Origin of the sequence: Neisseria sp. HMSC073G10 (assembly GCF_001812605.1) — a bacterium.
GTDB lineage: Bacteria > Pseudomonadota > Gammaproteobacteria > Burkholderiales > Neisseriaceae > Neisseria > Neisseria subflava_A.
In genome coordinates, this window is the sequence record NZ_KV809535.1 from 21,027 (window position 1) to 33,527 (window position 12,501).

Annotated in this window: 12 protein-coding genes; 4 read left to right on the forward strand and 8 right to left on the reverse strand. The window is 50.4% G+C overall.

The features are described 5' to 3' along the window. Window positions 1–289: 289 nt before the first annotated feature. From HMPREF2865_RS07585 to orn, 5 genes are all read right to left on the reverse strand, one after another. Window positions 290–1,876 (reverse strand): L-lactate permease, encoded by a 1,587-nt coding sequence (locus tag HMPREF2865_RS07585; RefSeq protein WP_070460394.1) that lies wholly within the window; start codon window positions 1,874–1,876, stop codon window positions 290–292. A 332-nt stretch (window positions 1,877–2,208) separates the two neighbouring features. Then, window positions 2,209–2,844, reverse strand: a complete 636-nt coding sequence (locus HMPREF2865_RS07590) for a 7-carboxy-7-deazaguanine synthase QueE (protein ID WP_070646615.1) — start codon at window positions 2,842–2,844, stop codon at window positions 2,209–2,211. A gap of 106 nt (window positions 2,845–2,950) precedes the next feature. Continuing rightward, window positions 2,951–3,322 (reverse strand): DUF1304 domain-containing protein, encoded by a 372-nt coding sequence (locus HMPREF2865_RS07595; protein ID WP_070584755.1) that lies wholly within the window; start codon window positions 3,320–3,322, stop codon window positions 2,951–2,953. 73 nt (window positions 3,323–3,395) lie between these two features. Then, window positions 3,396–3,818, reverse strand: coding sequence for a 6-carboxytetrahydropterin synthase QueD (gene queD, locus HMPREF2865_RS07600; protein WP_070584757.1), 423 nt, complete (start codon window positions 3,816–3,818; stop codon window positions 3,396–3,398). Between the two features lie 66 nt (window positions 3,819–3,884). Continuing rightward, a complete protein-coding gene (gene orn / locus HMPREF2865_RS07605) occupies window positions 3,885–4,439 on the reverse strand; it encodes an oligoribonuclease (RefSeq protein WP_070584759.1) in 555 nt (184 codons plus the stop codon). Between the two features lie 133 nt (window positions 4,440–4,572). Between orn and dxs the strand changes: the two genes are divergently transcribed. From dxs to HMPREF2865_RS07620, 3 genes are read left to right on the forward strand one after another with little or no spacing between them, the layout of a single operon-like run. Then, window positions 4,573–6,462, forward strand: a complete 1,890-nt coding sequence (gene dxs, locus HMPREF2865_RS07610; protein WP_070646616.1) for a 1-deoxy-D-xylulose-5-phosphate synthase — start codon at window positions 4,573–4,575, stop codon at window positions 6,460–6,462. Between the two features lie 35 nt (window positions 6,463–6,497). Further along, window positions 6,498–7,508 (forward strand): glycosyltransferase family 2 protein, encoded by a 1,011-nt coding sequence (locus HMPREF2865_RS07615; protein WP_070646617.1) that lies wholly within the window; start codon window positions 6,498–6,500, stop codon window positions 7,506–7,508. A 35-nt stretch (window positions 7,509–7,543) separates the two neighbouring features. Further along, on the forward strand, window positions 7,544–8,944 hold the full coding sequence (locus HMPREF2865_RS07620; protein ID WP_070646618.1) for an L-serine ammonia-lyase: 1,401 nt from the start codon (window positions 7,544–7,546) through the stop codon (window positions 8,942–8,944). 80 nt (window positions 8,945–9,024) lie between these two features. Here HMPREF2865_RS07620 and HMPREF2865_RS07625 read toward each other — a convergent pair whose 3' ends face one another. Both HMPREF2865_RS07625 and HMPREF2865_RS07630 read right to left on the reverse strand, forming a co-directional pair. Further along, on the reverse strand, window positions 9,025–9,246 hold the full coding sequence (locus HMPREF2865_RS07625) for a hypothetical protein (RefSeq protein ID WP_004519529.1): 222 nt from the start codon (window positions 9,244–9,246) through the stop codon (window positions 9,025–9,027). 8 nt (window positions 9,247–9,254) lie between these two features. Then, window positions 9,255–9,884 carry a C40 family peptidase gene (locus HMPREF2865_RS07630; protein WP_070646619.1) on the reverse strand — a complete coding sequence of 210 codons (630 nt, stop codon included), beginning with the start codon at window positions 9,882–9,884 and terminating at the stop codon, window positions 9,255–9,257. A 260-nt stretch (window positions 9,885–10,144) separates the two neighbouring features. Between HMPREF2865_RS07630 and hslO the strand changes: the two genes are divergently transcribed. Beyond that, complete coding sequence (hslO, locus tag HMPREF2865_RS07635) at window positions 10,145–11,041, forward strand: Hsp33 family molecular chaperone HslO (RefSeq protein WP_070646620.1); 897 nt, start codon at window positions 10,145–10,147, stop codon at window positions 11,039–11,041. Window positions 11,042–11,204: 163 nt separating this feature from the next. On the opposite strand, the gene tyrS is transcribed toward hslO, so the two are convergent. Beyond that, on the reverse strand, window positions 11,205–12,500 hold the full coding sequence (tyrS, locus tag HMPREF2865_RS07640; RefSeq protein ID WP_063069041.1) for a tyrosine--tRNA ligase: 1,296 nt from the start codon (window positions 12,498–12,500) through the stop codon (window positions 11,205–11,207). Window position 12,501: the final 1 nt, after the last annotated feature.

Here is a 12,501-nt window from a genome sequence, read left to right on the forward strand (position 1 = left end):
CTCCATATGAGGGTTGTGTGTTATCTTGCAAAATGAGAAAGGGTTTCCGTTTGCAGATGAAGCGTATTTTAGGCGTTTTGTCGGTAGTGGCAATTAGGTAAATTGCAAAACAGTGTTTACTTATGCTTACCCGATTGTTTATTAATAGAAAGTTGTTTGTAATTTGGTGTTGCAAAGTGGTTATGCGGATTGTTGCGGAATATATACATTAATGATTCTTTAAGAAATATAGCAAAAGAATACAAAAAAGGCCGTCTGAATATTCAGACGGCCTTTGATATGAAGCGGTTTACAAGAAGAAAATTGAAGCGATAGTCACGGCGATGACACCATAGATGCTCATCGGGATGACAGTTTTCTTGATGATCGCGCCTTCGGCGTTGTTTACGTTCAACACGCTGCATACGGCGATGATGTTGTTGATGCAGACCATGTTACCCATTGCGCCGCCTACGGATTGCAGGGCGAGGATGAGGGTAACGGACAGGCCGGTATCAAGCGCGATTTGTTGTTGAATCGGACCAAAGGTCAAGTTGGATACAGTGTTGGAGCCGGAGAAGAATGCACCGATTGCACCCAGGTATGGGGAGAAGTACACCCAGTGTTCGCCAGCCATATTGGCAAATTCTTTACCGATGATTTTCACCATGGAGTCGTCGCCGCCAACCATCATCAGTTGAACCATAATCAGCGCACCCATCAGGGCAAGCAGAGGTTTTTTGGTTTGGTTGAAGGTTGCAGCGTAGAAAGACCACGCATCTTTGAATTTGGTTTTGTACAGCAGGATGCAAATCCAAACGGTGAAGACAAACGGAATCCAAGCCGGAACGTAGAGGGTTTGGTAGGAAGCGTTTACGCCTTGGCCGAAGATGTTGCCGAAGGTGATGGTCAGGGAGTCGCTGACGGTGATTTTGGACAAATCAAACGGCAGTTGGAAGCTGAACCATTCTTCTTTGCTGGTCAGCAGGCCTTTGATGCCCAGCTGTTTGATACGGGTTATCACCAGCATGCCGATCAGCATACCCAAAGGAGCCAGTGCTTTGGCAACTTGTGCGAAAGGTACTTTTTCTGCGTTCGGGTCTTTGGCGTAATCTTTGCTCAAGCCCCAGCCGCGGTTTGCGGCGAATACGGATACCATCAGGCCGATTGCGCCGGCAACCAGAGATGGGAATTCTTCATTGACCATCGCCAATGCAACGTAAGGAAGGGTACAGGAGAATACGGCGATACCGATGAAGCCCAAGTTTTTGCGGATTTCAGCCCAAGGTACGATGAAGCTCAAGCCGATCACAGGGATGATGAAACCAGCAAAGAAGTGCATTACGCCGGTTTGCATACCGATTTCCATAATGCTCTTTTGATCCAAGCCCAAAGGAGCGAAGCCGAACCAAGTCGGGGTACCTACTGCACCGAAGGATACGGGTACGGAGTTCATGACCAAAGTGAAGATGGCTACTTTTAATGGGTTGAAGCCCAAGCTCATCAGGATTGGCGCGGCAATGGCGGCAGGTGTGCCGAAACCGGATGCGCCTTCAATCATAAAGGCGAAAGACCAGCCGATGATCATCAACTGGGCAATCGGATTCGGGCTGATGGTGGCCAGCCATTTGCGGATGACATCGATACAGCCGGTGGTTTCCATCATGCGGTTAAACATAATGGCACCGAAAATTACGGTAATCGGGGTCAGGGTAGAGACGAGGCCGGACGCGGCTGTTGCGTTGAGCAACATGGCGTCGTCGCCGAAATAAAACAGTTTGATGGCATAAATCAGCGCGGCGGTAATCGGCAACGCGACGTAGGACGGCATACTGTTTTTCTTAACCATCAGCCAGATCAGCAGCACGATGGGAAAAATACTGAGAAAGAGAGCCATGGGATTATCCTCGGGGCAACAAGCATCATAACCGTCAATCAATGGCGGTTTGATGCGATGTGTTGAGTAGTTAATGTTTTTCGAATAAGGATTGCTATTTTTTTAGATGCAACCAGTTATCAGGTAAATTGGTTTTACCAATTTATGAAAACTGTTGCACACTTTACGTAATCTTATGTAATCGGTCAAGAGGTTTGTAATAAAAAAGGCCGTCTGAAATAGGGTTTTCAGACGGCCTGAGAGCATTGCCAGTAGTGCATTTGGTCAAATATCGAATGGTATTTACATTCAATATTTTGTAAAGATTTTGTTTTTAATTGATTTCAAACGAATTATTCTATTCCTGCCCATTTATGCGTTTGTACGCTCAATTGCCAATGGACGAGTGTATCGGGTCGGCTGTTTAACACACCGATTTGGCGGATGGTGTCGTAGATATTCATCACACCTTCTTGCTCGCAAGGCGAGAGGTAGTAATGTTGGGCGAGGATTTTGCGTTCCATCTCTTGGCAAAACGCAATGACATCGCCGTCGGCAACAATGCGCACTTCATTAGCTTTCTCGATGCAACTAGATTGATATTTGGCGGCGTAGCAGGCCTTAGGGCTGGTAGCAACGTAGTCGATTTGCGGCGGCGCGGGGTTGAGGCCGTTGGTTTCGATACACAGGAAATAGCCTTCGGCTTTGAGTGCATTGAGCAGGGTATCCAAATGCGGTTGGATGGTGGGTTCGCCGCCGGTAATGATGATGTTGCGCGCCGTGTAGGTTTTCAGACGGCCTAAAATATCGGACAGGCTCATCATGCCGAATTTGAGGTAGTCGGTGTCGCACCAGCTGCACGCGAGATTGCATTTGCCCAGGCGGATGAAAATGGCGGGCATGCCTGTATTCCAGCCTTCGCCTTGCAGGCTTTCAAAGATTTCGACAATGCGGTATTGGGGATTGTTCGGAGTGATTTGAATGGTCATGAATGTCGGGTGTGCGGGTTTTAATTGTTGTGGTGAAGCGTTTTGAGAAATCGGGTGAGGCAGCCATTCTTTCTGTTAGTTCGAGTGGAAAGAACGGCTGGGGTGTTTAAGCGGCAATGACGGCTGCGGCGGCCAAAAATGCCGGCAAGCCTTGTTTGAGCAAAATGCCTTTGTTGCCGGATGAAAACGCGCCCCATGCGGCGGCGATGAGGACAAAGCCGAGGAACAGGATGGTCACGCCGTAAACCGCGTTGTCGGGTGCGGCAAAGCGCGCCCATACCAAGCCGATGGCGAGGAAACCGTTGTACAGGCCTTGGTTGGAAAACAGAGTTTGTACGCGCTTTTGTTCCATAAATTCGTAAGGCATGTTGAACAGCTCTGACGTTTTTTCGCTTGGGATTTGCGTCATTTCGAGCCAAGCGATGTAGAAGTGTTCGACAGCGACGAAGAGAACGAGGAGGGTGGAGATGATTTTCATGAAGATTCCTTTTGATGTTTAGCGGATGGGTGTGTTTGTGGAACAGGCCGTCTGAAAAATACAAAATGCCGGTTTAGTCTCCTTCATATTCCGCACACGACGTCGGCGTTTCCCATAGTTTCACGCTGCACACTTTGACACCGGCATTTTTCAGACGGCCATACATTTCTACGCTCATGTTTTCGGCGGTGGTGCGGCAGGGCAGGCGCAGGGTTTTCATGTTCCAGCCTTCCAAAAGTGCGGCGATTTGGCTTTCGCGTTTGTTGTTGCCGTGATAGATGAAGGCGTGGTCGAACGGGTCGGTAATGTGTTGTTTGACGATGGCTTTCAGGTCGGTAAAGTCCATCACCATGCCGTCTTTTGCGCCGCCTTGGATAACGGGCGCGGAGACAGTGATTTCAAGTTTGTAGGTGTGGCCGTGCAGGTTTTGGCATTTGCCGTCATGCCCGTCAAGCATGTGCGAGGAATCGAAGGTAAAGATTTTGGTGATTTTCATGAGATGAGGGAAGCCGATCAGGCCGTCTGAACGGTGTGAAACCTGTTTCAGACGGCCTTAAGATTATTATTCGGAAGGGAATTTGAGGAAATGATCGCGATAATGGCGCATTTCTTCGATACTTTCGAGGATATCGTCCAATGCCTTGTGCGAACCGCGTTTGACCACGCTTTTGGCGACGGCCGGATTCCAGCGTTTGGCCAATTCTTTCAGCGTGGATACGTCTAAGTTGCGGTAGTGGAAATAGGCTTCCAAGCGCGGCATGTATTTGACCATGAAGCGGCGGTCTTGATGGATGGAGTTGCCGCACATGGGCGTGGATTTCTCGGGTATCCATGCGGACATGAAGTCCAACAGATTTTGTTCTACTTCGGCTTCGGTTAGTTTGGATTCGCGTACGCGTTGGGTCAGGCCGGTGCGGCCGTGGGTGGCGGTGTTCCACTCGTCCATACCGTCGAGTAACTCATCGCTTTGATGGATGACGTAAACGTCCGATTGCGCCAGTACATTCAAATCGGAATCGGTAATGATCATGGCGACTTCGATAATGCGGTCGTGTTCCGGGTTGAGGCCGGTCATTTCCATATCGAGCCAGCAGAGATTGTTTGCGTTTTGGGTCATTTCAGACGGCCTTGTGTTTTCAGTTGGCAGTATTATAAAGGATAAAGGTTCGGGCCGTCTGAAAGCATTTGTAACAAGTTGTGCAATCTCTTGATATAATCGTCCGTTACACAAAAATTCACCGCCAAAAATCATGAACCCAAGCCCTTTGCTCGATATTATCGATACGCCTCAGGATTTGCGCCGTCTGGAGAAAAAACAGCTGCCGCAAGTCGCCGCCGAATTGCGCGAATTTCTGTTGGATTCCGTCGGTAAGACGGGCGGCCATTTCGCCAGCAACTTGGGCGCAGTCGAGCTGACAGTGGCGCTGCATTATGTGTACGACACGCCCGAAGACCATTTGGTCTGGGATGTCGGCCACCAAAGCTATCCACACAAAATCCTCACCGGCCGCAAAAATCAAATGCACACCATGCGCCAATACGGCGGTTTGGCCGGTTTCCCAAAACGCAGCGAGTCGGAATACGACGCGTTCGGCGTAGGCCATTCTTCCACATCCATCGGTGCGGCCTTGGGCATGGCTGTTGCGGACAAACAGTTGGGCAACAACCGCCGCAGCGTTGCCATCATCGGCGACGGAGCCATGACGGCAGGTCAGGCGTTTGAAGCCCTGAATTGCGCAGGCGATATGGATGTCGATTTGCTGGTCATCCTCAACGACAACGAAATGTCGATTTCCCCCAATGTCGGCGCGCTGCCGAAATATCTCGCCAGTAACGTCGTGCGCGATATGCACGGCCTATTGAGCACCATCAAAGCCCAATCGAGCAAAGTATTGGATAAATTGCCCGGCGCGATGGAGCTTGCCCAAAAAGTTGAAAATAAAATCAAAACCTTGGCAGGCGAAGCGGAACACGCCAAACAGTCGCTGTCTTTGTTTGAAAACTTCGGTTTCCGTTATACAGGCCCGGTGGACGGACACAACGTTGAAAATCTGGTGGATGTATTAAAAGACTTGCGCGGCCGCAAAGGCCCTCAGTTGCTGCACGTCATCACCAAAAAAGGCAACGGCTACAAATTCGCCGAAAACGATCCTGTCAAATACCACGCTGTCGCCAAGCTGCCGAGCGAAGTGCCTGCGCCGGAAGTCAAACCTGCCGCGGCCAAACCGACTTATACGCAAGTATTCGGCCAATGGCTGTGCGACCAAGCGGCGGCGGACGAGCGTCTGGTTGCCATCACGCCTGCCATGCGCGAGGGCAGCGGCTTGGTTGAGTTTGAACAGCAATTCCCCGACCGCTATTTCGACGTCGGCATCGCCGAGCAACACGCCGTTACCTTTGCCGGCGGTTTGGCATGCGAAGGCATTAAGCCTGTCGTAGCGATTTACTCCACTTTCCTGCAACGCGCTTACGACCAGTTGGTACACGACGTTGCCCTACAAAACCTACCTGTTTTGTTCGCCATCGACCGCGCAGGTATTGTCGGTGCAGACGGCCCGACCCATGCCGGTTTGTACGATTTGAGCTTTTTGCGTTGCGTGCCGAACATGATTATTGCCGCTCCCAGCGATGAAAACGAATGTCGCTTGCTGCTCTCAACCTGCTATCAGGCAAATTCGCCGTCCGCCGTCCGTTATCCGCGCGGTACAGGCACGGGCGCAACTGTTTCAGACGGCCTGGAAACCGTTGAAATCGGCAAAGGCATCATCCGTCGAGAAGGCGAGAAAATTGCCGTTATCGCCTTTGGCAGCATGGTTGTCCCATCATTGACCGCTGCCGATAATCTGAACGCGACCGTTGCCGATATGCGCTTTGTCAAACCGATAGATGAAGAGCTGATCGTCCATCTTGCACAAAGCCACGATTACATCGTTACCGTTGAAGAGAATGCTGAACTAGGAGGCGCAGGCAGCGCGGTGTTGGAAGTGTTGGCGAAACACGGCATTTGCAAACCGGTATTGCTGCTGGGTGTAGAAGACAAAGTTACCGAACACGGCGACCCGAAAAAACTCTTAGCCGATTTGGGGCTGAATGCCGAATCCGTTGAAAAACGGATTGCCGGTTGGATAGAGGCCGTCTGAAAAATATTAAAATATCTCAATACATTGCGTAATTTATGGGAAAAAAATTAATCAGCATCAGTATGGTGCGCAACGAAAACGACGTTATCGAATCGTTTGCCCGTCATAATCTCGAGCTGATGGATGAAATGCACATCATCGATCACGGCAGCAGCGATGGAACAAGGGAAATCCTGATTCAATTGAAAGAAGAAGGTTTACCGGTATTTATCTATCAATATCAAGCGCTCAAGTTTAATCATGAGCAATTGGTCAACCAGCTGATGAAGCAGCTTGTAGCAAAAGATGAAGCGATAGATTTCGTTTTTCCGCTGGATGCGGACGAATTTATTTCATGTCCTAGCCGTACCATGCTGGAACAACTCTTGGATGTCATCGGCGAAAATAGGATCGGCATGTACCTTTGGCGCGGCTATTTGCCGACATCGTTGCAATACAATCCCGATTTCACCACTCAATTTACCGAGCAACGCCTCGAAACGCTCTTTACCCCTAAAGTCATTATTCCCAGATGGGCTGCCGAATCTTGCAGCGTGATTATCGGCTGCCATTACATGTTGGATAAAGATGGCAACAAGGTTGAATCAACCCTGTTTCATTCGCCGAATTATCGAGGTTTACATTCCTGGTTTATCGAGCAGTTTTCCGCACAATTTGCAGAGACCGATTTGTTGTGGCTGGGGCATTTCCCAATCCGATCCTTGAACCAGCACATCAAAAAAATCCTCGAAAAGTCCATCTTGATTGCCATTAAAGACGGAAGCAATGATATTGCCTGGGAAAACCAGTTGCGCGAATTGTTGGACAACGGCATGAAGATGGACTTGAACAATTTACGGCTGTTGGCATACAGATACCGCGCCGGTTCTACAAGTTTGGAAGACCCGCATTGTAAAGTCAGCCGTTACGAACCCTTGCGTAAAAAACCGCTGATGCTGAAATACACCTCGCTGGAAGCAGGTGATCCTTTGATGACTGTCGGACATCTGGTACTTGCATTGGCAAGCGGCGCACAAGATTCCTCTTTAGGCCTTAAGGCCGTCTGAAAAACACAGACCGCACACACAATAATAGGAAAATTATGATCAGCATCTTTGATATTTTCAAAATCGGCATCGGCCCGTCCAGCTCGCACACCGTCGGCCCGATGAAGGCAGCGGCCGCTTTTGCTGATTTGCTGAATGCCGAAAACTTGGATACACAAGTGGTGCGCATTGTCATTGAAGTGTACGGCTCGCTTGCTTTGACCGGTATCGGACACGGCACATTCGACGCATTATTGCTCGGTTTGGAAGGCAGCCTGCCGCACGATATCCCGCTTGCAGACATCCCTCAACGCTTGGAATGTATCCGCACGCAACACGTTTTAAAACTCAACGGCCGCGAAATGGTCTTCGATCCCGAAAAAGATTTGGATATCCGCGGCGACAAAGTGTTGCCCAAACATCCGAACGGTTTGAACTTTATCGCCTACCATTCAGACGGCCTGAAGCTGAAAGAGCAGATTTATTATTCGGTTGGCGGCGGTTTTATCGTAACAGACGAGGGATTTGCACAAGAAGCGCAGGAAAATTCGGACGTGCCATATCCTTACAAAAACTGCGACGAGTTGTTGGCACAATGCCGTCTGAACCAGTTGAATATTTCCGAAGTTGTGTTGGCCAATGAGGTGGCGTTGGCAGGTTGCGATGAGGTGGAAGTGCGCCGCCGTGTGGCTGCCGTGGCAGATGTGATGGAAAACTGCATCAAGCGCGGCTTGGGTGCGGAAGGGCAGTTGCCGGGCGGCTTGAACGTCCGCCGCCGTGCGCCGCAGTTGGCGGCCAAACTCAAAGTCCTGCGCGAGAGCGAAATCGTCAATACCCAACTTTGGCCGATGGTGTACGCCATGGCGGTCAATGAAGAAAATGCCGCCGGCGGCCGTGTCGTAACCGCACCGACCAACGGCGCGGCAGGCATTATTCCTGCCGTATTGCACTATTTCCGCAAATTTAATCCGCACGCTAACCAATCGCGTGTCGAAGATTTCCTGCTGACTGCCGGCGCTATCGGTATTTTGTATAAAACCAACGCGTCGATTTCTGGCGCGGACGTCGGTTGCCAAGGTGAAGTCGGCGTGGCGTGTTCCATGGCGGCAGGCGCATACGCCGAAGTTATCGGCGGTACCCCGAAACAAGTGGAAAACGCCGCCGAAATGGCCATGGAACACCACTTGGGCCTGACCTGCGACCCTGTCGGTGGCTTGGTGCAAATCCCCTGTATCGAGCGCAACGGCATCGCCGCCGAAAAAGCCCTCAAGCTCGCTACCCTCGCGCTTTTGGAAGACGGCACAGACAAAAAAGTCTCACTTGATGAAGTGATTCAAACCATGTTGCAAACCGGCCGCGATATGAAGGCAACCTACAAAGAAACCTCACTCGCAGGCCTGGCCGTTACCTTGCAGAAAAAAGCCGTGCCGGTATCCGTGCGCGTGGTGGAATGTTAGAAATAGGGTAGGGGATCTGCCCAATAAAAAAGGCCGTCTGAAAAACTTTCAGACGGCCTTTTTTTGTATGAATCGAATCACTAACCGTTTTTTTGATAAGGGTTTTCCAGTCCGGCCATTAAGTCGCGGAAGTATTCGCGCAACTGTTTTTCGGAGCAACCCATCAGTAACGCGTCTTCAAATGCGTCCTGCGCTATTTGGTACAGTTCGTTCAAGTTTTCGGTCATGACTTTGACTTTTTCGGTGCAGGAAACAATCTGACCGTCGTCGTCATACCATTTGGGCATTTGCGGCATCGCCATCGTGCACCTCAATTCAAGAAACGGGATGGGTCGTTTTTCTTCACGCGGCGGGCAAAGGCGTATTTTCCGTTCCAATATTTGTGGCCGAGGCTGGTAATTTCGATACGTTTGCCCGTTCTCGGTGCGTGAATGAAATTGTTGTTGCCGATGTAAAGGCCGACGTGGGAAATACGGCCGCGGCCCATGGTGCGGAAAAAGACCATGTCGCCCGGCTGCAACTCGGAACGGTTCACGGCAACGCCCATTTGTGCCTGTTCGGCAGAGGTGCGCGGCAGGTTTACACCCATGGCGCGTTTAAAGATGTGTTGCATGAAGCCGCTGCAGTCAAAGCCGGTAGAGGCTGATGTGCCGCCGTAGCGGTAGGCCACGCCGAGCAAGCCCATGGCGCTGCCGATCAATTCGTCTGAATTACCTGAAGGTGCGCGCGTATTGTTGCTTGGGGCTGGACGTGTATTGACGGGGTGGACAGGGGTTGCCTGACGCGTATTGCCGTAAACGTTGGCGTTGTCGTTGAATTGGTTTAAAACATGCTGACGGGTGGTAATCAGGTTTTCCAAATCATCGGCGTAAGAAAAATTGACGCTCGCGAGCATGGCGACCGAAGTCCAAACTGCTGCGAGCCGGAGTAAAAAATTCATTATAAAAACTTCCGTTTCAGAAGGCATTCCCTGCCGATTGCAGGCACATTGCCGGTTTCTGAGATGTTATCCCGTATCATTCTTTTGTTATCTGCTTGATTGTATTCAAAAACCGTCTTTTTGGCAAAAAAACTGCTGTTATTTTGCGTTAAACCCTTGTTTCCAAACAAACTAGAAAAACATTAAATGCGGTTTCGCTTGATTTATCCGCCGCTGCAACCATATAAGCAGCATTCATTGATTTATTTTCAGAGACTGACATGACACAAAATCACAGCGATATTCGTACACGCTTTATCTTCGATGATATGCCTATCCGCGGTATGCACATCCGCCTTGAAAAGGTTTGGCACCACATCGTCAACCAAAAACATTATCCTGTCGCCATCCGTCGCGCATTGGGCGAATTGTTGGCCGCCGGTGCTTTATTGTCTGCCAACCTTAAAAATGAAGGCGCGCTGATTGTTCAGGTTCAAGGTCAGGGCCGTCTGAAAATGTTGGTGGTGGAAGCGACTTCTGAAAATACTGTCCGTGCTACCGCGCGTTGGGACGAAACTGCTGAAATCCGTGATGACGAAAGCCTGACTGCGCTGTTGGGCGAAAACAGCGTGTTCGTTTTGACCCATCAGCCTAAAGATGCCGACCCATGGCAAGGTGTTGTCCCTCTAGAAGGCGACAGCATTGCGCAAATGCTGGTTAACTATATGAAACGTTCCGAGCAGCTCGATACCTATATTACGCTTGCTGCCGATGACCAAGCCGCAGGTGCATTATTGCTGCAACGTCTGCCGGAAGAAGAATTGGATGATGCCGCGTGGGAGCATGTGACTACGCTTGCGCAAACGCTTACTCCGCAAGAATTGACCGGTTTGGATGCGCATCACGCCCTTTACCGCCTTTACCATGAAACCCCGCCCCGTGTTTTTGAACCGGAAGCCATTGAATTTGCCTGCACCTGCTCTCGCGGCAAAGTCAGCGATATGCTACTGATGCTTGGAGGTCAGGAAGTCGGCGGCGTGGTGGCAGAACAAGGCAGCATTCAAATCGATTGCGATTTCTGCCATAGCAAGTATGTGTTTGATGAAACCGATGTCAACGCTTTGTTTGGCGCGGATGTGGTGAATGCCGTCCGTCAGGAAAATGAGCGTTTGCAGTAAGCACGGGATAAAAGTTTCTTAAGGAAATTGGCTTAATAGAAGGGCAGGTGCAAAACCTGCCCTTTCTTTTTGGGAAATTGAATACCATCAATAGAAAAGGCCGTCTGAAAAAAGCGTGGCTGATTTCAGACGGCCTTTTGTTTTTAAACGATGCGTTTAAAGATTATTTCCAAACCAACAAAGCATGGTTGCGTTTGCCGCGGCGGACGATGGTGTATTTACCGAAACGTTTGTGTTCGTCGGTCAGCATGTAGGCATCGTCAGGTTTTTCAGCGGCATGGTTCGGATTATTGGCTTCAGCAGGTTTGCCGTTGAGCAAAACCGCTTTGCTGTTTACAAAACCGCGCGCTTCTTTGTTGGAAGACGCCAAACCGGTTTTTACCAAAGTCTCTACCACGTTGAGGCTCTCGGAAACTTCAAAAGTCGGCAGGCCGTCGAGTGCCAGCTGCTCGAAGTCGCTTTCGGTGAGATGGCTTTGGTCTTCGGCAAACAGGCTTTCAGAAATACGTTGGGCGGCGGCAAGGGCTTCTTCGCCGTGAATCAGGCGGGTCATTTCCTCGGCAAGAATGCGTTGCGCTTCTGGCTTGGTGCCGCTGGCTTTGTCTTTGGCTTCGATGGCATCAATTTCTTCGATAGACAGGAAGGTAAAGTATTTCAGAAATTTATACACATCGGCATCGGCCACTTTCAGCCAGAATTGGTAGAACTGATACGGAGAAGTTTTCTTCGCGTTCAACCATACCGCGCCGCCTTCGGTTTTGCCGAATTTGGTGCCGTCTGATTTGGTTACCAAAGGCAGGGTCAGGCCGAATACTTGTTTTTGGTGCAGACGGCGGGTCAAGTCGATACCGGCAGTGATGTTGCCCCATTGGTCGGAACCGCCGATTTCCAAAACTGCGCCATGGCGTTTGTTCAATTCGGCAAAGTCGTAGCCTTGCAGCAGGGAGTAGGCGAACTCGGTAAAGGAAATACCCACATCGTCGCGCTCGATACGCTGTTTGACGGACTCTTTGTTCAGCATAGCGTTGACGGAAAAATGCTTGCCGATGTCGCGCAGGAAGTCGAGGCAGTTCATGCTGCCGAACCAGTCGGCGTTGTTCGCCATAATGGCTGCGTTGTCGCCTTCAAAGCTTAAGAAAGGGGTCAGTTGGTTGCGGATGCTTTCAACCCAGCCGGCAACGGTTTCGGCAGAATTCAAGCTGCGTTCGGCGGCTTTAAAGCTTGGGTCGCCGATCATGCCGGTCGCGCCGCCTACCAAAGCAATCGGCGTATGGCCAGCTTGTTGGAAACGGCGCAATGCCAATACAGGCAGCAAGTGGCCGATGTGTAGGCTGTCGGCTGTCGGGTCAAAACCGCAATAGAGGGAAATTTTTTGTTCGTTTAGCAAAGCGTCTAAGGCTTCGATGTCGGTAGTTTGGGCGATTAAGCCACGCGATTGTAGGTCTTTGATGACGCTCATT

What these genes read in the sequence shown, in the direction of transcription:
- HMPREF2865_RS07595 (WP_070584755.1), bottom strand. Translation starts at nt 3,322, where the DNA reads ATGAAAATCATCTCCACCCTCCTCGTTCTCTTCGTCGCTGTCGAACAC.
- HMPREF2865_RS07585 (WP_070460394.1), bottom strand. Translation starts at nt 1,876, where the DNA reads ATGGCTCTCTTTCTCAGTATTTTTCCCATCGTGCTGCTGATCTGGCTG.
- tyrS (WP_063069041.1), bottom strand. Translation starts at nt 12,500, where the DNA reads ATGAGCGTCATCAAAGACCTACAATCGCGTGGCTTAATCGCCCAAACT.
- hslO (WP_070646620.1), top strand. Translation starts at nt 10,145, where the DNA reads ATGACACAAAATCACAGCGATATTCGTACACGCTTTATCTTCGATGAT.
- orn (WP_070584759.1), bottom strand. Translation starts at nt 4,439, where the DNA reads ATGACCCAAAACGCAAACAATCTCTGCTGGCTCGATATGGAAATGACC.
- HMPREF2865_RS07625 (WP_004519529.1), bottom strand. Translation starts at nt 9,246, where the DNA reads ATGGCGATGCCGCAAATGCCCAAATGGTATGACGACGACGGTCAGATT.
- HMPREF2865_RS07620 (WP_070646618.1), top strand. Translation starts at nt 7,544, where the DNA reads ATGATCAGCATCTTTGATATTTTCAAAATCGGCATCGGCCCGTCCAGC.
- dxs (WP_070646616.1), top strand. Translation starts at nt 4,573, where the DNA reads ATGAACCCAAGCCCTTTGCTCGATATTATCGATACGCCTCAGGATTTG.
- HMPREF2865_RS07615 (WP_070646617.1), top strand. Translation starts at nt 6,498, where the DNA reads ATGGGAAAAAAATTAATCAGCATCAGTATGGTGCGCAACGAAAACGAC.
- HMPREF2865_RS07630 (WP_070646619.1), bottom strand. Translation starts at nt 9,884, where the DNA reads ATGAATTTTTTACTCCGGCTCGCAGCAGTTTGGACTTCGGTCGCCATG.
- HMPREF2865_RS07590 (WP_070646615.1), bottom strand. Translation starts at nt 2,844, where the DNA reads ATGACCATTCAAATCACTCCGAACAATCCCCAATACCGCATTGTCGAA.
- queD (WP_070584757.1), bottom strand. Translation starts at nt 3,818, where the DNA reads ATGAAAATCACCAAAATCTTTACCTTCGATTCCTCGCACATGCTTGAC.